Raw genomic sequence first — 22,021 nt, forward strand, 5'->3', positions numbered from 1 at the left:
AATTAGATGTTACTAAATTTATGCCTAAACGGTATTGAGGAGGAAATCTAATGAAGCTGACAACAGTAAGAGAAATATACAAAAACACTTCAAAGTATATTGATACTGAAATCACAATAGGAGGATGGGTAAGAAGCAACAGAGATTCAAAGTCTTTCGGCTTTCTTGTTATAAGTGACGGAAGTTATTTTGAGCAGATTCAGGTTGTATACAATGACAGTCTACCTGATTTTAATAAATTGACAAAGGTTAATGTCGGTGCCGCACTTGTTATAAAGGGCACACTTGTAGCAACACCGGGTGCAAAGCAACCTTTTGAAATTCAGGCTGCACATATTGATATCGAGGGTGAATCAAGTTCAGATTATCCTCTGCAAAAGAAAAGACATACTTTGGAGTATTTGAGAACAATCTCTCACTTACGTCCAAGAACAAATACATTCCAGGCGGTATTCAGAGTGAGATCTCTTATTGCCTATGCTATACATAAGTTCTTCCAGGAAAGAGATTTTGTGTATGTACATACTCCGATAATTACAGGAAGTGATGCCGAGGGTGCCGGTGAGATGTTTAGAGTTACAACAATCGATCCGCAAAATCCACCGCTTAAAGACGACGGAACTATAGATTATTCCAAGGACTTCTTCGGTAAGGAGACAAACCTTACAGTTTCAGGACAGTTAAACGGTGAAACCTTTGCCATGGCTTTCAGAAATATTTACACATTCGGACCTACTTTCAGAGCCGAGAATTCAAACACTACCAGACATGCAGCTGAGTTTTGGATGATTGAGCCCGAGTTTGCATTCGGTGATCTTAATGACAATATGGATCTTGCCGAAAGTATGCTCAAATACATAATAAATTATGTACTTGAACATGCCGCACCTGAGCTTGAATTCTTCAACCAGTTTGTAGATAAGGGACTTTTAGACAGACTCAAGAATGTTGTCGAGTCGGACTTTGGCAGAATCACATATACCGAGGCCATTGAAATACTTGAAAAGAATAATGAAAACTTTGAGTACAAGGTTTCATGGGGATGTGACCTTCAGACAGAGCATGAGCGTTACCTTACAGAGCAGGTATTTAAAAAGCCTATATTCGTTACAGATTATCCGAAGGCAATCAAGGCATTCTATATGAAGGAAAACGAAGACAAGAAAACCGTAGCCGCTATGGACTGTCTTGTACCGGGAATAGGTGAGATAATGGGCGGAAGCCAAAGAGAGGATGACTATAACAAGCTTTTAGCAAGAATAGAGGAGCTTGGTATGGATACAAAGGACTATGACTTCTACCTTGATCTCAGAAAATACGGTTCAACCAGACATGCAGGTTTCGGTCTCGGATTTGAGAGATGCGTTATGTATCTTACAGGAATGTCAAATATAAGAGACGTACTTCCATTCCCAAGAACGGTAGGAAATTGCGAATTATAATAATAGGGAGGTAAACTTTAGCCATATGAAATTTATACATACAGGTGATATTCATTATGGTATGAAGCCTGATTCAAATAGACCATGGGGTAAGGAAAGAGCCGATGCGGTAAAATCTTCTCTTCAAAAGATTATTGATGTTGCAAAGAAAAAAGAAGTCGATTTGCTTCTTATTGCAGGCGATCTCTTCCACTCCCAGCCCTTCAGTCGTGATTTAAAAGAAGTCAACTTCCTTTTTTCCACAATACCGGATACCAAAGTGGTTATTATTGCCGGTAATCATGACTGTTTAAGAGAAAACAATAATATACTTAGCTTTCCATGGGCAAAAAATGTGGTTTATTTGTCCACCCCGACTATCAGCAGTGTATATTTCCAGGATATAAACACGGAAATCTACGGCTTTTCATATCATGACAGGGAGGTTAAGGAAAATATTGTTTCCGGACTTTCCATTCGTGAAAATGACAGAGTAAAAATTCTTCTTTTACATGGCGGTGATGCAACGCATTTACCTTTTGATAAAAATGAATTAAACAAGATTTCTTCGTCTTATATAGCTCTCGGACATATGCATAAGCCTGAAGTACTTTTTGACAGACATATGGCTTACTGTGGGTCTCCTGAACCTCTGGATATGACTGAAACCGGAGACCACGGAATTTTTTATGGTGAGATAGATAATAACACACGTGTCATGAAGGATTTTGAATTTATAAAAATTTCAAATACTTCATATATCTCACTTACAATAAATGTAACTCCCGAAACTACAAATGCGGAGTTACATACCTCTTTAACGGAAACAATTAATATTAAGGGCAAACAAAATATATACAGATTTAAAATAAAGGGTCTAAGAGATCCGGATATCGAATTCGATTTGGATTCGCTCTCATCAACACTTAGAATTGCTGAGATTATTGATGATTCCGAACCGAAATATGATTTTGCAAAACTCTTTGCGGAGCATCCTTCCGATATGATAGGATTTTTTATTCGGGAACTTGACAGGCCCAATATGAGCAAACTCGATAAAAAAGCCCTTTATTACGGTATTAATGCATTACTTAGAACTACTGATGAAAGGGGGAAAACATGAAACTGCTAAGCTTGCATATTGACGGCTTTGGCAAATTCAAAAATAAAGATTTGCAATTTGCCGATAATATGAATATTGTATACGGCTACAATGAAGCCGGAAAATCCACAATATTTATGTTTATCGAAGCAATGTTTTACGGTCTCGAAAGAGCAAAAGGCAGAGCAAGTAAAAGCGATACCTGGACCAAGTTCAAACCTTGGGGCAATGGCGATATATATGGCGGAAACCTGCGTTTTTCTTATCAGGACAAAAACTATCGAATAGAGCGAGATTTTACAAAGACCGCAATAACCCCTTTTGCCGTAGTGAATGAAACCGACGGAAAGAATGTTGAAAATCCGGGCGAATTTTTAAAGGAAGCGCTTTGCGGACTTTCACAAACCGCATATTCAAATACAGTAAGTATATCACAGCTCAAATCAGCAACGGACGCCAAAATGGTGGTGGAGCTTAAAAACTATATTGCGAATATGAATACCACCGGCAATATGTCTTTAAATATCAATAAAGCATCGGATTTCTTGAAAGAAAAAAAGAAAGCGTTTACCGCCTCCTTGGATCCCGATGCGGCAAAGACTTACAATCAGAATTTGACCGAAATAAGAGCTCTTGAAAAGAAAATCTCCTCTCCCGAATTTTCAACTCATTTGAAAACCTTGAAAGAGGCCGATGCCATCACCGAGAAAAGAATTATTGATTTAAATTCTCAAAAAGAGTCTCTGATTGAAAGTATTGCATCAAAGCGTCAGCACCTTTCTGATCTCGGTTTTAATGATAAAAAGACTATTATAGAATTGCAAAACGATCTTAATAAAGGATATAACGATTATCTTTCCGCTTATGAAAACGAGAAGAAATCAATTAATAAGGTTTATTCAACAATATTCCTTGTTTTATCGATAGTCAGTGTAATCCTTGCAGGTTATATCTTTAAAACCGGAAAAAGCAATTTTCTTACAACCGCCACAGGTATAAGTTATCAGTTTGCAATGGTCCTTTTTATAATTATATGTCTTGCATCTTTGATTTTTGCAAGTTATATCTATACGGTTCATAATAAGGACAACAGGCATTTGACCGAGCTTAAAGTAAATCTTATTGCAATAATGGCAAGAGTAGGTTCATTTGATTCTATAACTGAAGAAAATATCCATCGTGCCAACAAGACACTCAGTTCAAAGCTGAGAATTTTTGACGAAATGGAAGCCGATATTGCAAAGTGTGAGGCTTTGAGCGCAGATATAGAAAACCTGCGTGCAAAAAAAGCCGCATATGCCAGCGGTATTGATGCCAAAAAGCAAAACGAGTGGGAACTCGAAAAACTGATGGAAAAGCTTGCACAATTGAAGGAAGCAAATACTTCATTAAAAAATATCATTGCGGAAAATGATAAAATCCGCTTTGAAATAGATGCTATAGATCTTGCCACCGAGACCTTGAAAAATCTTTCACAGACCATCAAGAATTCTTTCGGATTGTATCTGAATAAGGATGCTTCCGAGCTTATTGAAGGTATAACAGGCGGTGTGTATGATTCTATATCCATTGACGAGAATTTTAATGTATTCCTTAATACTCCGAACAGACTTGTTCCTATAGAACAGGCCAGCTCAGGTACTATGGATCAGGTGTATCTGGCACTTAGAATAGCAGCCGGCAGACTTATGCAGGGACGCGCTAAAGAATTACCTTTTATATTTGACGACAGTTTTGTAAACTACGATTCGATACGTCTTAGAGCCGCTTTACTTTGGATTGCCAATAATGTGCCGGAACAAATCATTGTATTCAGTTGTCATATGAGAGAAGCTCAGTTAATGACAGCTACTATGCAGGATTTCAATCTAATAGAATTGTAGGGAGTTTATGCGTTTTATCAGACAATTTCTAATCATTTTATTTGTAAGTTTTTTAGGGGAAGTGTTAAAATCCGTTTTACCGCTTCCCATACCTGCAAGCATATATGGACTTGTCATTATGCTTGCATTACTTGTTTTAAAAGTAGTTAAGCTTGAACAGGTTGAAGGCGCTTCTATGTTTTTAATAGATATAATGCCTCTTATGTTCATCCCTGCCTCGGCAGGTCTTATTGATATCTGGCCGACTTTAAAGCCTGTACTTATACCGCTTCTTATTATGACTATAATTTCCACTGTTTTGGTAATGGTTGTATCAGGTAAGGTAACCGAATTTGTTATAAAACTTGACAATAAAGAGCAAAAGGAAGGCAAATAGATGAGTAATTTTTTAAGTAATTCTATATTTTTCGGAGTTCTCCTATGTTTACTGTCGTATCAGGCCGGAGTATTCTTAAGGCAAAAGACAAAAATAGCCGCCTTTAATCCGCTGCTTATTTCCATCATTATAGTAATCTTTATACTTGTTATGTTTAATATCAAGTTTGAAGATTTTTATAAAGGTTCAAAATATATCAGCTTTTTATTGACTCCTGCGACTGTGGCTCTGGCCATACCGCTGTACTCAAAGCTTACTTTGTTAAAATCAAACTTTAAGGCCATTATGTCAGGACTGATTGCAGGCGTTTTAACCTCTTTGATATCAATATTTGTAATGTCTCTACTCTTCGGTCTGAGTCATGAAAATTATGTTTCCATGCTTCCGAAGTCAATAACTACAGCTATAGGTATCGGAGTATCGGAAGAACTTGGAGGTGTATCCACTATTACCACTGCCGTCATCATTGTAACAGGTGTTTTCGGTAATGTATCGGCCGATATTGTTTATAAAATTTTCAATATAACAAATCCTATTGCAAAGGGTATAGGTCTCGGTTCATCCGCACATGCCATAGGTACTTCAAAAGCTCTTGAAATGGGTGAAACCGAAGGTGCTATGAGTTCCTTATCCATAGCGGTTGCAGGCATTATTACGGTTATATTTGCTTCATTCTTTGCAAAACTTATATAGTTGACATAAAAAAGCTGCAGCTTTAAATTTTATTTAAAGCTACAGCTCTCTTTATTTTATGAAGCAGATAAAATTTCATTTATCTGTGATACCAATACATCACAATCAATTCCATGTACCATGCAAGCCTCTTCTAAAGTCTCCATCTGTGATGAAGGACATCCGAGGCAATGCATTCCCGCTCTCATAAGTATAGGTGCTATTAAATCATTTGTAAGCAAAAGCTCACCAATTGTCATATTCTTATTTATTGTCATAATTCTACTCCTTTACAATATTTTTATTCAGTATAAATCTTTTTGCCGAAATCTTCTATACCTTTTTTTATCTCATCTATACTTAATCCGGCAAAGCCCACCAAAACGGTAGATTTTCTTATATTTCTGCCTGTATAAAAAACAGATATGGGATAAAGTCTGATTTCTGCAAGTTTTCCAAAGTTTAGTATCTCTTCCTCGCTAAGATGATCCAGTGTAAGTAAAATATGAAGTCCCGAGTTGTTTTCATAAACTTTTGCCTGTGGCAAATTATTTCTTATGCTTTCAATAAGAGCATCTCTTTTCAACCTGTAGTTGGTTCTCATTCTGTTCAGATGTCTTTCAAAATATCCTCCCTTTATAAATGTTTCAAGAATATTTTGATCGGACTTTGGAACCGTGCAGGACAGAAATTTAAGTTTACTCTCATACTCTTCCATCAGTTTTTCAGGTAGAACCATATATGCTACTCTTATCGCCGGCGCTATTGCCTTTGAAAATGTTCCCATATATATAATCCTTGAAGGATCAAGCCCTTGCATTGCAGGAATAGGTTTACCCACAAATCGAAACTCCGAATCATAATCGTCTTCTATTATATATCTGTCACTTTTTTCATAGCACCATGAAATAAGTTCCCTTCGTCTGTTTATTGGCATTATAACACCTGTAGGATATTGGTTTGCAGGCATCAGATAGCATATATCGGCATCTGTCGACTCGAGTATATCTATATTTATACCCTCATCATCCATATCCACACTGAGTACATTCCAAGACATTGATTTGAAGATTTCTTTAGCTTTAATATATCCCGGATTTTCAAGTGCAATATTTCTTGTACCGAGCAATAATCCAAGAAGCAATATCAAATACTCGCTCCCTGCTCCTACTATTATATTTGAAGGAGAACACACCACTCTTCTTGCAGTATGAAGATAATCGGCTATCTGAGTTCTAAGTCCGAACTCACCCTGCTTATCCCCTGCAGTGAAAACATCTTCCTTTTCACTTGAAAACACCTTCCTTGCGATACTTCTCCATGATGCATAGGGAAAGCTTTTTGAGTCAATCTTTGTCGGCGAAAAATCAATCTTAATATCATCTTCAATCTTAAAATCTTCTCTCTTGGCTTCCCTTTTATATTTCTTTCTTTCAATGTTTAAAACATCCAGACGGTTTACAATATACCCGCTGCCGCCTCTGGATTTTAAATACCCTTCAGCTAGCAACTGCTCGTAGGCATTGACCACGGTAGTTCTGGATATTTTTAAACCCTGTGCCAGACTTCTTGTTGAAGGAAGTTTGGTTTCCGGCAAGATTTGCCCGTTTTTTATTTCATTCTTTATAAATTCATAGATTTGCTCGTATATAGGGCAATCACTATTTAAATCTATAAGAAGTTCCATCAGTCATTCTTCGGAAGCTTGAATGAGCTCTTAAGTGAAACTATTCTGTTAAATACCAATGCATCAGGCTTTGAATCCTTGGCATCCACACAGAAGAAACCGTTTCTCACAAACTGGAAGCTGTCATAAGCCTTTGCATCCTTAAGACATGGCTCCACATAGCAATCCTTTAATACAGTCAATGAATTAGGATTGAGATTCAAATTTCCGTTCTCATCAAGCTTACCCTTTTCCTCATCAACTATATTCTCATAAAGTCTTATCTCAGCCTTAAGTGCAGTCTTTGCATTTACCCAGTGGATAGTTCCTTTTACCTTTCTCTCACTAAATCCCGAACCTGACTTTGTCGCCGGATCATATGTGGCATGAACCGCTACAATTTCACCGTTTTCATCTTTTTCCACAGATGTACAGGTTACAAAATATGCACCCATAAGTCTTACTTCATTTCCCGGGAAGAGTCTGAAATATTTCTTTGGAGGCACTTCCATAAAGTCCTCTCTCTCAATATAGAGCTCTCTGCCGAATTCTATCTCTCTTTCGCCAAGCTCCGGATTTTCAAGATTGTTAGGCATTGTACATAATTCCGACTGACCTTCAGGATAATTATCTATTATAAGCTTTATAGGATCGAGTATTGCCATTATTCTTGCCTTCTTAAGCTTCAAATCCTCTCTTATACAATACTCAAGCATTGCGGACTCTATAGAAGAATCCGCCTTTGAAACTCCTGCAAGCTTTACAAAGTTTCTTATCGCATCAGGAGTATAACCTCTTCTTCTGAGTGCGGCAATTGAAACAAGTCTCGGGTCGTCCCATCCGTCAACTATTCCGTCCTCAACAAGTTTTTTGATATATCTCTTACCTGTCACCACATTTGTAAGATAAAGCTTTGCAAATTCTATCTGTCTTGGAGGATTCTTATACTCACACTCCTGTACAACCCAGTCGTAAAGCGGTCTGTGGTCCTCAAACTCCAATGTACAAAGGCTGTGTGTAATATTTTCTATAGCATCCTCTATCGGATGTGCAAAATCATACATAGGATAAATACACCATTTATCACCTGTATTGTGATGAGTCATTCTTGCAACTCTGTAGATTACAGGATCTCTCATATTGATATTCGGTGATGCCATATCAATATTTGCACGAAGTACACGACTTCCGTCCTCGCAAAGTCCGTTCTTCATATCCTCAAAGAGCTTTAAATTTTCCTCAACGGATCTGTTTCTGTATGGACTTTCCTTTCCAGGAGTTTTGAAATCTCCTCTGTACTCTCTGATCTCATCGGCACTTAAATCGCAAACAAATGCCTTGCCCTTCTTTATAAGAAGAACAGCCTTCTCATACATCTCCTCAAAATAGTTTGAAGCAAAGAATAATCTGTCCTCAAACTCTCCGCCAAGCCACTTAACATCTTCAAGTATTGAATGTACAAACTCCTCTTTTTCCTTTGTAGGATTTGTATCGTCAAATCTTAAGTTGAATTTTCCGCCATACTCTTTTGCAATATCATTATTTAAAATAATTGATTTTGCATGACCTATATGCAGGTAACCGTTAGGCTCCGGCGGGAATCTGGTCTGCACATGGTCAAATCTGCCGGACTCAAGGTCCTTATCTATCTCTATCTCAATAAAATTCTTTGAAACTGTCTCAGTATTTGTATTTTTAATTTCTTCTGACATAAGTTTCCCCCATCTGTATCGGTTTATTCACTAAGCTATTATTATATCATTGATATATCTCTATCGCAATCCCGCTTAAGCCTTAATATTGCAAAAATACCCCTATTACCGTTTGCTGGTAATAAGGGTATGAAATATTTTTATTCTGTAAATAAAGGTGTTGAGAAGTATCTGTCACCGCTGTCAGGTAAAAGAGCAACTATAGTCTTTCCCTCGTTCTCAGGCTTCTTAGCCTCTTTGATAGCTGCAAAGAGTGCCGCACCTGAAGATATACCTACAAGGATACCCTCTTTTGATGCAATAAGTCTGCCATACTCAAATGCTTCCTCATTTTCTACCGTGATAATCTCATCATATATCTTTGTATTGAGTGTATCAGGAATAAATCCGGCTCCGATACCCTGAATCTTATGAGGACCGCTCTTTCCTTCAGAAAGTATAGGAGAACCTGTAGGCTCTACTGCGATTACCTTAACATTTGGCTTCTTCTCCTTTAAGAACTCACCTACACCTGATATAGTACCGCCTGTTCCGATACCTGAAATAAAGATATCCACTTCACCTTCAGTATCATTCCAAATCTCAGGACCTGTTGTAGCCTTGTGAACTGCAGGATTTGCCTTGTTCTCAAACTGTGCAGGTATAAAGCTTCCTTCAATGCTTGCCGCAAGCTCTTCAGCCTTGGCAATAGAGCCCTTCATTCCCTTTGAGCCTTCTGTAAGCTCTATAGTAGCGCCATATGCCTTAAGAATATTTCTTCTCTCAACGCTCATTGTCTCAGGCATTGTAAGAATAACCTTATATCCCTTTGCTGTACCTACTGATGCAAGTCCGATTCCTGTATTACCTGATGTAGCCTCTATAATAGTAGAACCCGGCTTTAATTTTCCTTCCTTTTCTGCCGCCTCTATCATTGCAAGTGCTATTCTGTCTTTTACAGAACCTGCCGGATTGAAATACTCAAGCTTTACCAAAACTCTTGCCTTAAGCCCAAGCTCCTTTTCAATATTTGAAACTTCCACCAATGGTGTATTACCGATTAACTCACTACTGCTCTTATAAACTCTAGACATACAAACCTCCGTTTTCTGTATTCCTGTTTTCCTACTTGTTTTATGGGTTTATAATAATCTATTTATTTTTGTTTGTCAAGCATTTTTTTATTTTTCTTGAAATTTATATTTTAATACAATAAAATATCGCTATATTTAATAACATGAGGGTTTTATATGTTAGACAATGCAGGTATAAAAATAGCACAGGGCGAAAAGATATCCTGTGAAGAGATAGACGGGGTAAACGACAATATATCCGAAACAAATCTTACTCCAAGTGAGTACAGAAAAATTTATTTGTATAAAAAGAAAAATTCTCTTGCATAATATTCTTTTTTAATGTATATTTATAAATGTATTTTATAGCTATACATGTTTATAAGCTATTTTTCTATATTTTAACAGTATTTTTATGCATAGGAGGCTTTATGGCAAAGGAAAAAGTTGTATTGGCATATTCAGGCGGTCTTGATACAACCGCTATTATACCTTGGTTAAAGGAACATTTTAATTATGATGTAATTTGCTGCTGCATAGACTGCGGTCAAGGAAATGAGCTTGACGGTCTTGAAGAACGTGCCAAATTATCCGGTGCGGAAAAACTCTATATCATCGATATGATTGATGAATTCTGTGATGATTATATAGTTCCATGTGTACAGGCAGGTGCAGTATATGAGAACAAGTATCTTCTCGGTACATCAATGGCAAGGCCCGGTATTGCAAAAGCTCTTGTGGATGTGGCAAGAAAAGAAGGTGCATCTGCAATCTGTCACGGTGCTACAGGAAAAGGAAACGATCAGATACGATTTGAGCTCGGCATCAAAGCTCTTGCACCGGATCTTAAAATCATTGCACCTTGGCGTATGACCGATATATGGCAAATGCAGTCTCGTGAGGATGAGATAGCTTATTGTAAGGCACATGGTATTGACCTTCCATTCTCAACCGATTCAAGTTACAGCCGTGACCGTAACCTTTGGCATATCAGTCATGAGGGTCTTGAGCTTGAGGATCCTTCTCTTGAGCCAAACTACGAGCATGTGCTTATGCTTGGTGTAACACCTCAAAAAGCTCCTGATAAAGAAACCGAGATTTCTCTAAGCTTTGAAGCAGGTGTTCCTGTTGCTTTAAACGGCGAGAAAATGAAAGTCTCAGAGATTATCACCAAATTAAATGAGCTTGGAGGTGCCAACGGTATCGGTATCATAGATATAGTTGAAAACCGTGTTGTAGGTATGAAATCAAGGGGTGTTTATGAGACTCCGGGCGGAACTATACTTATGGAAGCTCATGATGCACTTGAGGAGCTTGTACTTGACAGGGCGACATTTGAAGTGAAGAAAGATATGGGCAATAAATTTGCACAGATAGTTTATGAAGGAAAATGGTTTACACCTCTTCGTGAAGCTATTCAAAGCTTTGTAGAATCTACACAGCAGTATGTAACAGGTGAAGTTAAACTGAAGCTTTATAAGGGAAATATTATAAAGGCCGGTACAACATCACCATACTCACTCTATTCGGAGTCACTTGCATCATTTACTACAGGTGATTTATATGACCACCACGATGCTGACGGATTTATTACATTATTCGGCCTTCCACTTAAGGTAAGGGCTATGAAGATGGCTGAAGTTAATAAAGAAAAATAAAACTAATGGGGCTGTAAATCAGCCCCATTAATTATTTATTCTTATTATTTACGTAGTTTACAAGTCCGCCCGCATTTATGATGTTTTGCATAAACTCAGGGAAAGCCTGACCTTTATAGGTCTTTCCTGTTGTAATATCAGTAATAAGTCCGGTATTAAAATCCACCTTGACCTCATCACCTGCTTTTATCTCTGCAGCAGCCTCAGGGCTTTCAATAATAGGTAAACCTATATTTATAGCATTTCTATAGAAAATTCTTGCAAATGTATCTGCAATTACCACACTTACTCCGCTTGCCTTGATAGCGAGCGGTGCATGCTCTCTTGATGAGCCGCAGCCGAAATTCTTTCTTGCTACAATTATATCTCCCTTTTGAACCTTATTCACAAATTCCTTATCAATATCTTCCATACAATGCTTTGCAAGCTCTTCACCTGTTGTGGCATTAAGATATCTTGCAGGAATTATAACGTCGGTATCTACATTTTCACCGTATTTAAATACATGTCCTCTTGCTTCCATATTAACCTCCCAATCTTTATACTGTAGGTGCCACTATTTTTCCTGCTATCGCACTGGCTGCAGCCACTGCAGGAGAAGCAAGATACACCTCTGATTCAACATGTCCCATTCTTCCGATAAAGTTTCTGTTGGTAGTGGATATACATCTCTCACCTGCCGCCAAAACTCCCATATAACCTCCAAGGCAAGGACCGCATGTAGGAGTTGAAACTATTGCACCGGCATCTATGAAAATATCTACAAGTCCTTCTTTTATAGCCTGCTTGTAAATCTCCTGTGTTGCAGGAATTACAATACATCTTACATTCTTTGCAACTTTCTTGCCCTTCATTTGTGCAGCCGCACTTCTAAGGTCTGAAATATGTCCGTTTGTACATGAACCGATTACCGCCTGGTCAATCTTTATATCACCGAATTCACCGATTACCTTTGTATTTTCAGGTAAATGCGGGAATGCAACTGTAGGTCTTAATGCCGACAGATCAATATCTATTACTTCGTCATAAACAGCATCACTGTCGGCTTCAAATATCTTAGGGCTTCTGTTTGAATGCTCCTTGATATAATCCAAAGTTATATCATCTACAGGGAAGATACCGTTTTTTCCACCGGCTTCGATTGCCATATTACAGATTGTAAATCTGTCATCCATAGATAAGGATGCAACACCTTCACCTGCAAATTCCATTGATTTATAAAGCGCACCGTCTACACCTATCTTTCCGATAATATGAAGAATTACATCCTTACCGCAAATATCTTTTGAGAGCTTACCCTTTAAATTAAACTTAATTGCACTCGGAACCTTAAACCATGCTTTACCTGTAACCATTCCGGCAGCCATATCCGTAGAACCTACACCGGTTGAGAATGCTCCAAGAGCACCATAAGTACATGTGTGAGAATCAGCACCTATTATACAGTCACCTGCCACGGTAAGTCCCTGCTCAGGTAAAAGCGCATGTTCAATTCCCATTCTTCCGACATCAAAGAAATTAACTATCTCATTCTCATCTGCAAAATCTCTACATGTCTTACAGTTCTGAGCGGATTTAATATCCTTATTCGGAGCAAAATGATCCATTACCAGTGCTATCTTCTCACCGTTAAATACTTTTTTATTTTCAAATTTCTTTATTTCATTGATTGCAACAGGTGATGTGATATCATTTCCAAGCACAAGATCCAAGTCAGCCTCTATAAGCTGGCCGGCTTCTACGAAGTCCCGTCCTGCATGGGCAGCCAAAATCTTCTGTGTCATTGTCATTCCCATATTTTTTTCCTCTTTTCTTTTAATTACTGTTGATTGTAACATATCAAATGATATAATAGCGATATAAATTTAATATATCAAGTATTACATATAGTTATATTGGTTACAGATTAACTATAATTTTAATATATATAATGTAACCAGGCGGAGGAATATGGAACAGCATTTATCACAATATAGAATATTTTTTGAGGTGGCCAAAGCCGGCAGTATATCAAAAGCCGCAAAGCTATTGTATATCAGTCAACCTGCCATATCAAAATCAATCCTAAGGTTGGAAGAAGGTCTTGAAATCGCACTCTTTGTAAGAACATCAAAGGGTGTCAGCCTTACACCGGAAGGACAGATTTTTTATGAATATTTGCAGAATGCATTTTCGGCTATAGAAGCGGGCGAAAATCATCTCACAAAGATAAAACAATTCAATATAGGTAAAATAACGGTCGGAACAAGTAATACACTTTGTAAATATATTTTACTTCCGTATCTGAACAAATTCATGAAGGAAAATCCACATACCATGGTCAGTATTTTTACCCAGTCTTCCGATGAAACAAGTTTTCTCCTCTCTGAAAATAAAATTGATATCGGTCTTGTTGCAAAGCCTGCTAAAGTCAACAATATGTCATATATAAATATAATGGAGATACATGATGTCTTTGTAGCAACTCCCGGATATCTTAACAGTCTGAAACATATATTTAACAACAACTTCAATCCCTTCAGAGACGGAAATATAATGTTATTGGATAAAAACAATGCCACAAGAAAATATATTGACAATTGCATAGAAGATTCCAAACTTCAGCTCAATCAATCCATTGAAACAAGCAATATGGAACTTCTTATAGAGTTTGCAAAAACCGGAATAGGTATCGCCTGTGTTATAAAGGAGTTCATACAAAAAGAACTTGAAGAAGGAACATTGGTGGAAATAGAGATACCTGAAGGTCTTACAATACCTAAAAGAGAGATTGTATTTTTATATGATGAGAAGAATATTAATCCCTCGCTTGGAAAATTTTTAAATATTCTAAAATAAACAATATTCCGGGCCATATGACCCGGAATTGCTTTTATCTTTCTTTTATTATTTCAAGTATTTCACTTGGTTTATTTATAATATAATCAGCCTTATTTTCTCTAAGCTCATCCTCATCTCTAAATCCCCAGAGTACTCCTATACTTGTAACTCCGGATCTGAGAGCTGTCTGCATATCCGTAGCGGTATCTCCGACATAGAGTATCTCTGATTTTGAGAGTCCAAGCTCCTCTATTATCATATTTAAAGAAGTAGGATCGGGCTTCTTTGGAATACCGTCCCTCTCTCCGTATATCAAATCAAATACTTTATTGCCGAATATTCCGTTCACATTCTTCTCTACACCGAGTTGTGATTTATTTGATAAAACCACAGACTTTATTCCCATCCGCTTTAGAGCTTCAAGAAGCTCGGTAATACCGTCATAGGGCTTAACACCCTTTAGACAATCCACAGCAAATATCTCATCATATACTTTGTAAGCTTCATTTGCAAGTTTCAAATCCGTATCACCGTTATATATCAATGATCTGTCCACGAACTTCTTTGCACCTTCTCCGACAAAATATCTTGTATGCTCTATATCAATTTCTTTTAACCCGAAATGTTTCATTGTTTTACTCATACAAAAAGACAGTGCAGTCAATGTATTAAGCAATGTACCGTCCAGATCAAAAATAACAGCCTTTATCATTATTACACCTCAAACAAAAGATCGCCATAGCTTGGCATCGGCCAAAGATCCTTATCCACTATCATTTCCAAAGTATCAATAGGCTTTCTGAGCGCTTCCATTGCAGGAACCACCACCTCATGCATATATTTTGCATGCGCAGTTACATCCGTGATTTCTGCGGCATTATCCATATAATTTTTAAGATTTTCAAGTGCAACTTTTGACTCTTTCAAATGCTCATTAACCTCTATTAAAATAGCATTTTGTGCATACGGCTCTATACCTGAAACCGCAGATTTTAACTTAATTATAGAATCCGCAAGTCTTGTGGTATATCTTATAACCGCCGGTATAATAGACTTGCCCGCAATATCTATCATAGTCTTTGCCTCGATATTTATTGCTTTTGAATATGCTTCATATTCTATTTCAACTCTTGATTCAAGCTCGGTTCTGGTGAATACCTCAAACTCTTCAAAGAGCTTTATAGAATCCTCAGATACAAGAGCAGGAATAGCATCTATCATACTTGGAAGATTCGAAAGCCCTCTTCTCTTTGCTTCTTTTACCCATTCCTCGGAATACCCGTTACCGTTAAATATAATTCTTCTGTGAGCGGTGAAAAGTCTCTTGATTATATCATGAACGGCTTCATCAAAATCACTTGCACTTTCAAGCTCATTTGCAGCCTCTTTAAAACTTTCAGCCACTATTGTATTTAAAACAATATTAGGTGATGCGATGGAGTCTGAAGAACCTACCATTCTGAATTCGAATTTATTATTTGTAAAGGCAAAAGGTGATGTTCTGTTTCTGTCTGTAGCATCAGTTTCAAAGTCGGGGAGTGTTGCCACACCTGTCTTTAATGTAGCACCCTGAATGGAATGTGTAGCCTCTCCTGTGGAGCAAAGCTGATCTATAACATCCTGAAGCTGATCACCGAGGAACACGGAAATAATAGCAGGCGGTGCCTCATGTGCACCAAGACGGTGATCATTACCTACACAGGCGGCAGATTCTCTAAGCAAATCGGCATGCTTGTCAACCGCCTTTAAAATACATGCAAGTACAAGTAAGAACTGTATATTCTCATGCGGTGTATCTCCGGGATTTAACATATTTATTCCGTCATCTGAAGTCAAAGACCAGTTATTATGTTTTCCCGAACCGTTTACACCTGCAAAAGGTTTCTCATTCAAAAGACATGTAAGTCCATGTCTGCCTGCCACCTTTTTCATGGTCTCCATAGTCACCTGATTGTGATCCACCGCCACATTTACCTGCTCATAAACAGGTGCCAGCTCATGCTGCGCCGGTGCAACCTCATTATGCTGTGTCTTTGCAGGAACACCAAGCATCCAAAGTTCATGATTTATATCATTCATATAGGAAGCTATTCTCTCTCTGATAGAACCGAAGTAGTGGTCCTCAAGCTCCTGTCCCTTTGGAGGCATTGCTCCAAACAATGTTCTTCCTGTATAAATCAAATCCTTTCTTTGCAGATACTTTTCCCTGTCTACAATGAAATACTCCTGCTCCGCACCTACTGAAGGTATTACTCTCTTTGTCGTGGTATTTCCGAAGAGTCTGAGTATTCTAAGGGCCTGAGTGTTTATAGCCTGCATTGAACGAAGCAGAGGTGTCTTTTTATCAAGTGCTTCACCCCTGTAAGAGCAAAATGCTGTAGGAATATATAATGTAACACCCAAAGAATCCTTTTTTATAAACGCAGGAGATGTACAATCCCATGCGGTATATCCTCTGGCCTCAAATGTTGCTCTAAGTCCGCCTGAAGGAAAACTTGATGCGTCCGACTCTCCCTTTGTAAGCTCCTTAGCGGAAAATTCCATTATGACCTTGCCGTTTTTCGGCGCGGAAATAAAAGAATCATGTTTTTCGGCGGTTACACCTGTCAAAGGCTGAAACCAGTGGGTATAGTGAGTAGCCCCTCTGTCAATTGCCCACTCCTTCATTCCATGAGCTACTGAATCTGCAATATCGTTATCCAGTTCCAGACCGTCTTCTATAGTCTTTTTTAACTTTTTAAATACCGCCTTCGGCAAGTATACTTGCATAGCCTCATCATTGAATACATTAACCCCAAAAATCTCTGTGATTGTATCTCTTTTTTCCATATACACCTTTCAAAATCTAAGCAAAGCCTAATACATAAAATAAACTTTTACGGGAATTTCTCTCCCCGTAAGTTTTCGCAAAAATTATAGCATATAAAATATATTTTTGCATCTTTGAATATAAAAAAGCGACCGGAATTTCAGTCGCTTAATATAATTTAAAATAAATTATTTTATACTATTCCTTTGAGAAAACATGCTTTGCAAAACAAATTGCTGCAAATGCAACTCCTGCTATTGCAATTATAAGCTCTATATTTACAATCAAAGGTAAAATCGGTCTGATACCGTTTTGAATATCCATTTTTGTAAGAACCGCATTAAATTGCTTTGCGGCAATAGCACTGATCACAAAAGGGAATGTAATTCCTGCAATACTCGGATAAAATTTAAATTCTTTGTTCTTTGCAAAGTTTGCAAAAAGATCTGCCACAACAAATAATCCAAGCAGATATATCACCAATGAGAAAAGGTAAAGTCCGGTCAAAAATGTTATATTCTTTTGCTCAAAAGAACTGATATATCCGGCAACACAAAGACTTGCAGGTGCGGCATAGATACATGCAAGCGCCTTTGCTTCAATCTTCTTATTTCCAAGCTTTATATATCTGAAAGATACATAGAAGAAAAGAGGAATATAAAGAATAAATCCTATCAGGAAGCAAATCTGTCCAAGTGCTATATTATTAAAAGCCGGTGCGGTAACGGAAGCAACCACAATTCCCACATATACGATAAAATAGCTTGCAACTACCTTCATCAAATCATCAGGTATTTTAATCTTTAAAATAAAATTCAAAGTAAAATATACAATCAATACAAAGTGCAAAACAATAGCCACATACCAAAGGATCATCGCAAATGCAGGTATCAAAGGCTTTATGTAGCTCGCCAGAAGCATTAAAGTCATGGTATATGTTCCTGATACACTTGCCGTCACAGGATTTTTCATATCCGTTACAAAAGCATTCGGCATGGTTAAATACTTACATGTTACAAACAATATCCCTACAAATGCCAAAACTCCACAAAGTATCTTCAAATAAGGACTGTAAGCCGCAAGAAGATTCCCAAGTGCCGCAAGACCCAATGCCACTCCGCATAAAGGCAAAGGTACCCTTTTTAAAAAACTCATAACTACCCCTTATTAATCTATATTCTTCAATCCCTTTTCTCTAACAATAATCTCAGCCACCTTCTTTGCGGCAATTCCTGTAAATCTGATACACTGCTCCTTGTGCTCTCCGGCACCCATATCAAATTCTCTTGTAAGCACTCTGCAGCAGTTTGAGTGCTTGCCGTTTGCCTCTCTGAAGTAGTCATGTAATTCGTGGGTGAGCTCCATACACTTAACTACCTTAGGATCCTTAGGACCGTTCTGCTCGGTTCTACCAAAGATCATACCGAGAGCCATAATACCTCCGTTTAGAGCACCGCACATACAACCGCTCTTACCGGCTCCGACAGCCATACCTGATGACATCGCGATAACTTCTCTCGGAACATCAAGTTCAAAATTGTCTACAACTGCCGCCATGAGCGCTTCGCAACAGAAGTATCCGTTTCTGTAATTGTCCTCTGCATCCTGTCTAACCTTGTCCACACTGATTTCATTTTTGATATTCATAATTTCCTCCTGAAACATTTTTATATAATTCTATCACTAAAAAATATTTTTGTATACTAAAAAAGGTATAGGTTTTGTGTACCTATACCAAAAAATCCAGACTTTTTATAGCTTTTTTATATTAATTATTTTGATTTATTTGTTTTATCGATAATGTTATAGAAATTTTAAATATGTTTTTACTATATATTTATCTTCCCAATATATGCCTTGCTACAAACACACCGCTTGCCGAAGCATGTGAAAGTGAGTGAGTAACACCGCTACCGTCACCGATTACATAAAGATCCTTGTGAAGAGTCTCAAGATTTTTGTCAAGTTCCACTTCCATGTTGTAGAACTTAACCTCTACACCGTAAAGTAAAGTTTCATCGCCTGCAGTTCCCGGTGCAATCTTATCAAGAGCGTAAATCATCTCAATGATATCGTCCAAAATTCTCTTAGGAATAACCAAAGACAAATCTCCCGGTGTAGCACTGAGTGTAGGTGTCATAAATGACTTGTTAAGTCTACCTGCACTACTTCTTTGACCTCTGATAAGGTCTCCGAATCTTTGAACCATTACACCGCCACCAAGCATGTTTGAAAGTCTGGCGATACTCTCACCATATCCGTTACTGTCTTTGAACGGCTCTGTAAAATGCTTTGATACAAGCAATGCAAAGTTTGTATTCTCTGTTTGAAGCGCCGGATCCTCATAGCTGTGTCCGTTTACTGTAACAATACCGTTTGTATTCTCATTAACTACGGCACCTTTAGGATTCATACAGAAAGTTCTTACCAAATCCTGGTACTTCTCCGTTCTGTAAACAATCTTACTCTCATAAAGCTCATCTGTAAGATGTCTGAAAATCTCGGCAGGAAGCTCAACTCTTACACCGATATCCACACGGTTTGACTTTGTAGGTATTTTTAACTCCTTACAGATCTGCTCCATCCATTTACTTCCGCTTCTACCTACAGATACTATACATTTATCACCGGTGAATTCTTCACCCTGCTTTGTATATAATTTATATCCTGCATCAAGCTTTTCTATTTTGACAATAGGTGTGTTAAAGAAAAACTCCACCTTATCCTTTAAATCTGTATACATATTCTGAAGAACTTCATAGTTGATATCAGTTCCCAAATGACGAACACTTGCATCCAATAAATGCAAATTGTTTTGTAAACAAAGTCTCTTAATATCGGAATTTGCTGTAGAATAAAGCTTGGTCTTTCCGCCACCGTACTTTACATTGATTCCGTCTACATAGTTCATAAGTTCAATGGCTTTTTTCTTTCCGATATATTCATGCAAAGTACCACCAAACTCATTGGTAATATTGTACTTTCCGTCAGAAAATGCTCCTGCACCACCAAAACCGTTCATGATTCCGCAGCTCTTACAATTGATGCAAGACTTAATCTTGTCTCCATCTATTGGACAATGTCTTTTCTCAAGCGGATTACCGTACTCAAAAACCGCAATTTTCAGTGAGCTGTCCTGATTTATGAGTTCATAAGCCGAGAAAATACCTCCGGGGCCTGCCCCGATTATCATTACATCATATTTCATATTTTTCCCTTTCACAAAAGCAATAACCATTACTTACATAAAAATGGCGATATCTCATTTGAAACATCGCATGCAACATTCCCATTATAATATGTCTTTTGAATACTAGCAATACACAATTGTATTAAATTATATCATATTATCATTTTAAAATATTCATAATTCTTTACTTTACTATTTTAAAAAATAGATGCATAATATAGTAATGAACGCAAAAATTAAAAACTTTAAAAAAATCACTCTAACAATTATTTTAACAATTATAACCATACTCTCTCTCCCTATACAGTCGTTTGCATATGTTGATTGGCCGGTAGATACAAATGTATTATCTGAAGGTGCCATTCTTATGGATGCCGACTCGGGAGCTGTACTTTATGGTAAGAACATTCATGAACATTACTATCCGGCAAGTATAACCAAGATTTTGACTGCCCTTTTAGTAGTGGAAAATTGTAATCTTGACGATATGGTTACATTTTCAAAAAATGCGGTATTTAATGTCGAACCAGGCTCATCAAGTGCAGGTATAGATGTGGGAGATACACTTACTGTAAGAGACTGCCTATATGCAATGCTTTTACAATCGGCAAATGAAGCCGCAAATGCCTTGGCGGAACATACGGCAGGAAGCATTGAAGCATTTGCAAATATGATGAATGAAAAAGCGGCAAGTCTTGGCTGTACAGACTCACATTTCGCAAATCCAAGCGGATTAAACGATCCTGAGCACTATACCAGCGCATATGATTATGCTTTAATAAGCCGTGCGGCTTTTAAAAATCCTACGGTTACGGAAATAGATTCCGCTACATACTACAATTTACCGCCTACAAGCAGAGTCCCTACCGGACAAACCTTGTACAATCATCACTCCATGCTCAGAAAAACCTCCGGTAATTTCTATCAGAACGCAATCTGTGGTAAAACCGGTTATACTTCACTGGCAGGAAATACACTGGTGACATATGCAAGAAATGACAGTATAGGACTTATTACGGTAGTACTTAACGGAAATAAAACACATTATACGGATACTCAGGAATTATTGAACTTCGGCTTTGCAAACTTTAAAAATATAAAGCTGAATTCTACAGATATTAACACGAATTTTTCAAGTAATATCTCACTGATACCTGATTTTAACGAGTATACTATAGAACCTGACGATAATGCATCAATATCATTGCCGAATGATGCCGATATAAATGATATCAAGTCAACGGTAAACTTTGAAGAAAATTCAGGATTGTCCGCACTTTGCAAGGTAGATTATACTTATAACGACTATCCTATAGGATCTGTGGACATAGTGGCAAAGAAAAATGAAAACTATGTTGCCGATGATAACAATACAGAAGAAAGTGCTGCTGCAGAAAATAATAAAAACGGCTTTCAAAACACCACCAAAAACTTTACAAATATAATACTCAATATTCCGAAGATAAACTATATTATTGTCGGAGCCTGTGTAGGAGGCTTTTTACTTCTCCTGCTGATTATCATTTTAATAAAAAAAAAGTTATCAAGCAGGAAAAGTGATTTGAGTGACAGAGAACTTCGAATATATAATCTTTTAAAAAGCGGATGGAGTGCCAAAGACTGTGGCATAAGTGAAGAAGAAGCGAAATATATAATAGAA

General features: G+C 37.5%; 20 protein-coding genes. 9 read left to right on the forward strand and 11 right to left on the reverse strand.

Annotation, left to right across the window (positions count from 1 at the left end; genetic code table 11):
* The first annotated feature begins 50 nt into the window (after positions 1-50).
* From asnS to HMPREF1495_RS03415, 5 genes are read left to right on the forward strand one after another with little or no spacing between them, the layout of a single operon-like run.
* Entirely contained in the window at positions 51-1,442 is a 1,392-nt protein-coding gene (asnS, locus tag HMPREF1495_RS03395) for an asparagine--tRNA ligase (protein ID WP_034212053.1), read from the forward strand.
* 25 nt (positions 1,443-1,467) lie between these two features.
* Positions 1,468-2,544, forward strand: coding sequence for a metallophosphoesterase family protein (locus tag HMPREF1495_RS03400; RefSeq protein WP_007592722.1), 1,077 nt, complete (start codon positions 1,468-1,470; stop codon positions 2,542-2,544).
* Complete coding sequence (locus HMPREF1495_RS03405) at positions 2,541-4,406, forward strand: ATP-binding protein (protein WP_034212055.1); 1,866 nt, start codon at positions 2,541-2,543, stop codon at positions 4,404-4,406. The genes HMPREF1495_RS03400 and HMPREF1495_RS03405 overlap by 4 nt, the downstream gene beginning before the upstream one ends.
* Positions 4,407-4,413: 7 nt before the next feature.
* Entirely contained in the window at positions 4,414-4,782 is a 369-nt protein-coding gene (locus HMPREF1495_RS03410; RefSeq protein ID WP_034212057.1) for a CidA/LrgA family protein, read from the forward strand.
* Positions 4,783-5,475 (forward strand): LrgB family protein, encoded by a 693-nt coding sequence (locus HMPREF1495_RS03415; RefSeq protein ID WP_034212059.1) that lies wholly within the window; start codon positions 4,783-4,785, stop codon positions 5,473-5,475.
* 56 nt (positions 5,476-5,531) lie between these two features.
* Here HMPREF1495_RS03415 and HMPREF1495_RS03420 read toward each other — a convergent pair whose 3' ends face one another.
* From HMPREF1495_RS03420 to cysK, 4 genes are all read right to left on the reverse strand, one after another.
* Complete coding sequence (locus tag HMPREF1495_RS03420) at positions 5,532-5,732, reverse strand: DUF1858 domain-containing protein (RefSeq protein WP_034212062.1); 201 nt, start codon at positions 5,730-5,732, stop codon at positions 5,532-5,534.
* Positions 5,733-5,755: 23 nt separating this feature from the next.
* The gene (gene pdxR, locus HMPREF1495_RS03425) at positions 5,756-7,141 is read right to left on the reverse strand and encodes a MocR-like pyridoxine biosynthesis transcription factor PdxR (RefSeq protein ID WP_034212064.1); all 1,386 of its coding nucleotides are present in this window, start codon (positions 7,139-7,141) and stop codon (positions 5,756-5,758) included.
* The gene (locus tag HMPREF1495_RS03430; RefSeq protein WP_034212066.1) at positions 7,141-8,832 is read right to left on the reverse strand and encodes a glutamine--tRNA ligase/YqeY domain fusion protein; all 1,692 of its coding nucleotides are present in this window, start codon (positions 8,830-8,832) and stop codon (positions 7,141-7,143) included. The genes pdxR and HMPREF1495_RS03430 overlap by 1 nt, the downstream gene beginning before the upstream one ends.
* Before the next feature lie 140 nt (positions 8,833-8,972).
* Positions 8,973-9,905 (reverse strand): cysteine synthase A, encoded by a 933-nt coding sequence (cysK, locus tag HMPREF1495_RS03435; protein WP_034212068.1) that lies wholly within the window; start codon positions 9,903-9,905, stop codon positions 8,973-8,975.
* A 156-nt stretch (positions 9,906-10,061) separates the two neighbouring features.
* Here cysK and HMPREF1495_RS13750 point away from each other — a divergent pair, with 156 nt between their 5' ends.
* Positions 10,062-10,214, forward strand: coding sequence for a hypothetical protein (locus HMPREF1495_RS13750; RefSeq protein WP_156912977.1), 153 nt, complete (start codon positions 10,062-10,064; stop codon positions 10,212-10,214).
* A 101-nt stretch (positions 10,215-10,315) separates the two neighbouring features.
* Entirely contained in the window at positions 10,316-11,542 is a 1,227-nt protein-coding gene (locus HMPREF1495_RS03440; protein ID WP_034212070.1) for an argininosuccinate synthase, read from the forward strand.
* A 31-nt stretch (positions 11,543-11,573) separates the two neighbouring features.
* On the opposite strand, the gene leuD is transcribed toward HMPREF1495_RS03440, so the two are convergent.
* Both leuD and leuC read right to left on the reverse strand, forming a co-directional pair.
* Positions 11,574-12,065 carry a 3-isopropylmalate dehydratase small subunit gene (leuD, locus tag HMPREF1495_RS03445; protein ID WP_007592744.1) on the reverse strand — a complete coding sequence of 164 codons (492 nt, stop codon included), beginning with the start codon at positions 12,063-12,065 and terminating at the stop codon, positions 11,574-11,576.
* Between the two features lie 16 nt (positions 12,066-12,081).
* Positions 12,082-13,338 (reverse strand): 3-isopropylmalate dehydratase large subunit, encoded by a 1,257-nt coding sequence (gene leuC, locus HMPREF1495_RS03450; protein WP_034212072.1) that lies wholly within the window; start codon positions 13,336-13,338, stop codon positions 12,082-12,084.
* A 154-nt stretch (positions 13,339-13,492) separates the two neighbouring features.
* On the opposite strand from leuC, the gene HMPREF1495_RS03455 reads away from it, so the two are divergent.
* Positions 13,493-14,380, forward strand: a complete 888-nt coding sequence (locus HMPREF1495_RS03455; protein WP_034212073.1) for a LysR family transcriptional regulator — start codon at positions 13,493-13,495, stop codon at positions 14,378-14,380.
* A gap of 34 nt (positions 14,381-14,414) precedes the next feature.
* Here HMPREF1495_RS03455 and HMPREF1495_RS03460 read toward each other — a convergent pair whose 3' ends face one another.
* The 5 genes from HMPREF1495_RS03460 to HMPREF1495_RS03480 all read right to left on the reverse strand — a co-directional run bounded on the left by HMPREF1495_RS03460 (position 14,415) and on the right by HMPREF1495_RS03480 (position 20,379).
* The gene (locus HMPREF1495_RS03460; RefSeq protein ID WP_034212075.1) at positions 14,415-15,074 is read right to left on the reverse strand and encodes an HAD family hydrolase; all 660 of its coding nucleotides are present in this window, start codon (positions 15,072-15,074) and stop codon (positions 14,415-14,417) included.
* Positions 15,075-15,076: 2 nt separating this feature from the next.
* Positions 15,077-17,191, reverse strand: coding sequence for a glutamine synthetase III family protein (locus HMPREF1495_RS03465; protein ID WP_034212077.1), 2,115 nt, complete (start codon positions 17,189-17,191; stop codon positions 15,077-15,079).
* Between the two features lie 178 nt (positions 17,192-17,369).
* Complete coding sequence (locus HMPREF1495_RS03470; RefSeq protein ID WP_034212078.1) at positions 17,370-18,326, reverse strand: TDT family transporter; 957 nt, start codon at positions 18,324-18,326, stop codon at positions 17,370-17,372.
* A 12-nt stretch (positions 18,327-18,338) separates the two neighbouring features.
* Positions 18,339-18,818: a C-GCAxxG-C-C family protein gene (locus tag HMPREF1495_RS03475; RefSeq protein ID WP_034212080.1), complete on the reverse strand. Its 480-nt coding sequence runs from the start codon at positions 18,816-18,818 to the stop codon at positions 18,339-18,341.
* A 190-nt stretch (positions 18,819-19,008) separates the two neighbouring features.
* A complete protein-coding gene (locus HMPREF1495_RS03480) occupies positions 19,009-20,379 on the reverse strand; it encodes an NAD(P)/FAD-dependent oxidoreductase (RefSeq protein WP_198013541.1) in 1,371 nt (456 codons plus the stop codon).
* A gap of 205 nt (positions 20,380-20,584) precedes the next feature.
* Between HMPREF1495_RS03480 and HMPREF1495_RS03485 the strand changes: the two genes are divergently transcribed.
* Positions 20,585-22,021, forward strand: a 1,437-nt coding sequence (locus HMPREF1495_RS03485; RefSeq protein ID WP_034212085.1) for a D-alanyl-D-alanine carboxypeptidase family protein, incomplete at its 3' end; no start/stop codon positions are given.

Source organism: Lachnoanaerobaculum sp. MSX33, assembly GCF_000512995.1.
In the GTDB taxonomy this organism is placed as follows: Bacteria; Bacillota; Clostridia; order Lachnospirales; family Lachnospiraceae; genus Lachnoanaerobaculum.

Bases quoted from the DNA above. Each gene is read 5' to 3' on its own strand.
- asnS (WP_034212053.1), top strand. From the start codon at position 51: ATGAAGCTGACAACAGTAAGAGAAATATACAAAAACACTTCAAAGTAT.
- HMPREF1495_RS03400 (WP_007592722.1), top strand. From the start codon at position 1,468: ATGAAATTTATACATACAGGTGATATTCATTATGGTATGAAGCCTGAT.
- HMPREF1495_RS03405 (WP_034212055.1), top strand. From the start codon at position 2,541: ATGAAACTGCTAAGCTTGCATATTGACGGCTTTGGCAAATTCAAAAAT.
- HMPREF1495_RS03410 (WP_034212057.1), top strand. From the start codon at position 4,414: ATGCGTTTTATCAGACAATTTCTAATCATTTTATTTGTAAGTTTTTTA.
- HMPREF1495_RS03415 (WP_034212059.1), top strand. From the start codon at position 4,783: ATGAGTAATTTTTTAAGTAATTCTATATTTTTCGGAGTTCTCCTATGT.
- HMPREF1495_RS03420 (WP_034212062.1), bottom strand. From the start codon at position 5,732: ATGACAATAAATAAGAATATGACAATTGGTGAGCTTTTGCTTACAAAT.
- pdxR (WP_034212064.1), bottom strand. From the start codon at position 7,141: ATGGAACTTCTTATAGATTTAAATAGTGATTGCCCTATATACGAGCAA.
- HMPREF1495_RS03430 (WP_034212066.1), bottom strand. From the start codon at position 8,832: ATGTCAGAAGAAATTAAAAATACAAATACTGAGACAGTTTCAAAGAAT.
- cysK (WP_034212068.1), bottom strand. From the start codon at position 9,905: ATGTCTAGAGTTTATAAGAGCAGTAGTGAGTTAATCGGTAATACACCA.
- HMPREF1495_RS13750 (WP_156912977.1), top strand. From the start codon at position 10,062: ATGTTAGACAATGCAGGTATAAAAATAGCACAGGGCGAAAAGATATCC.
- HMPREF1495_RS03440 (WP_034212070.1), top strand. From the start codon at position 10,316: ATGGCAAAGGAAAAAGTTGTATTGGCATATTCAGGCGGTCTTGATACA.
- leuD (WP_007592744.1), bottom strand. From the start codon at position 12,065: ATGGAAGCAAGAGGACATGTATTTAAATACGGTGAAAATGTAGATACC.
- leuC (WP_034212072.1), bottom strand. From the start codon at position 13,338: ATGGGAATGACAATGACACAGAAGATTTTGGCTGCCCATGCAGGACGG.
- HMPREF1495_RS03455 (WP_034212073.1), top strand. From the start codon at position 13,493: ATGGAACAGCATTTATCACAATATAGAATATTTTTTGAGGTGGCCAAA.
- HMPREF1495_RS03460 (WP_034212075.1), bottom strand. From the start codon at position 15,074: ATGATAAAGGCTGTTATTTTTGATCTGGACGGTACATTGCTTAATACA.
- HMPREF1495_RS03465 (WP_034212077.1), bottom strand. From the start codon at position 17,191: ATGGAAAAAAGAGATACAATCACAGAGATTTTTGGGGTTAATGTATTC.
- HMPREF1495_RS03470 (WP_034212078.1), bottom strand. From the start codon at position 18,326: ATGAGTTTTTTAAAAAGGGTACCTTTGCCTTTATGCGGAGTGGCATTG.
- HMPREF1495_RS03475 (WP_034212080.1), bottom strand. From the start codon at position 18,818: ATGAATATCAAAAATGAAATCAGTGTGGACAAGGTTAGACAGGATGCA.
- HMPREF1495_RS03480 (WP_198013541.1), bottom strand. From the start codon at position 20,379: ATGAAATATGATGTAATGATAATCGGGGCAGGCCCCGGAGGTATTTTC.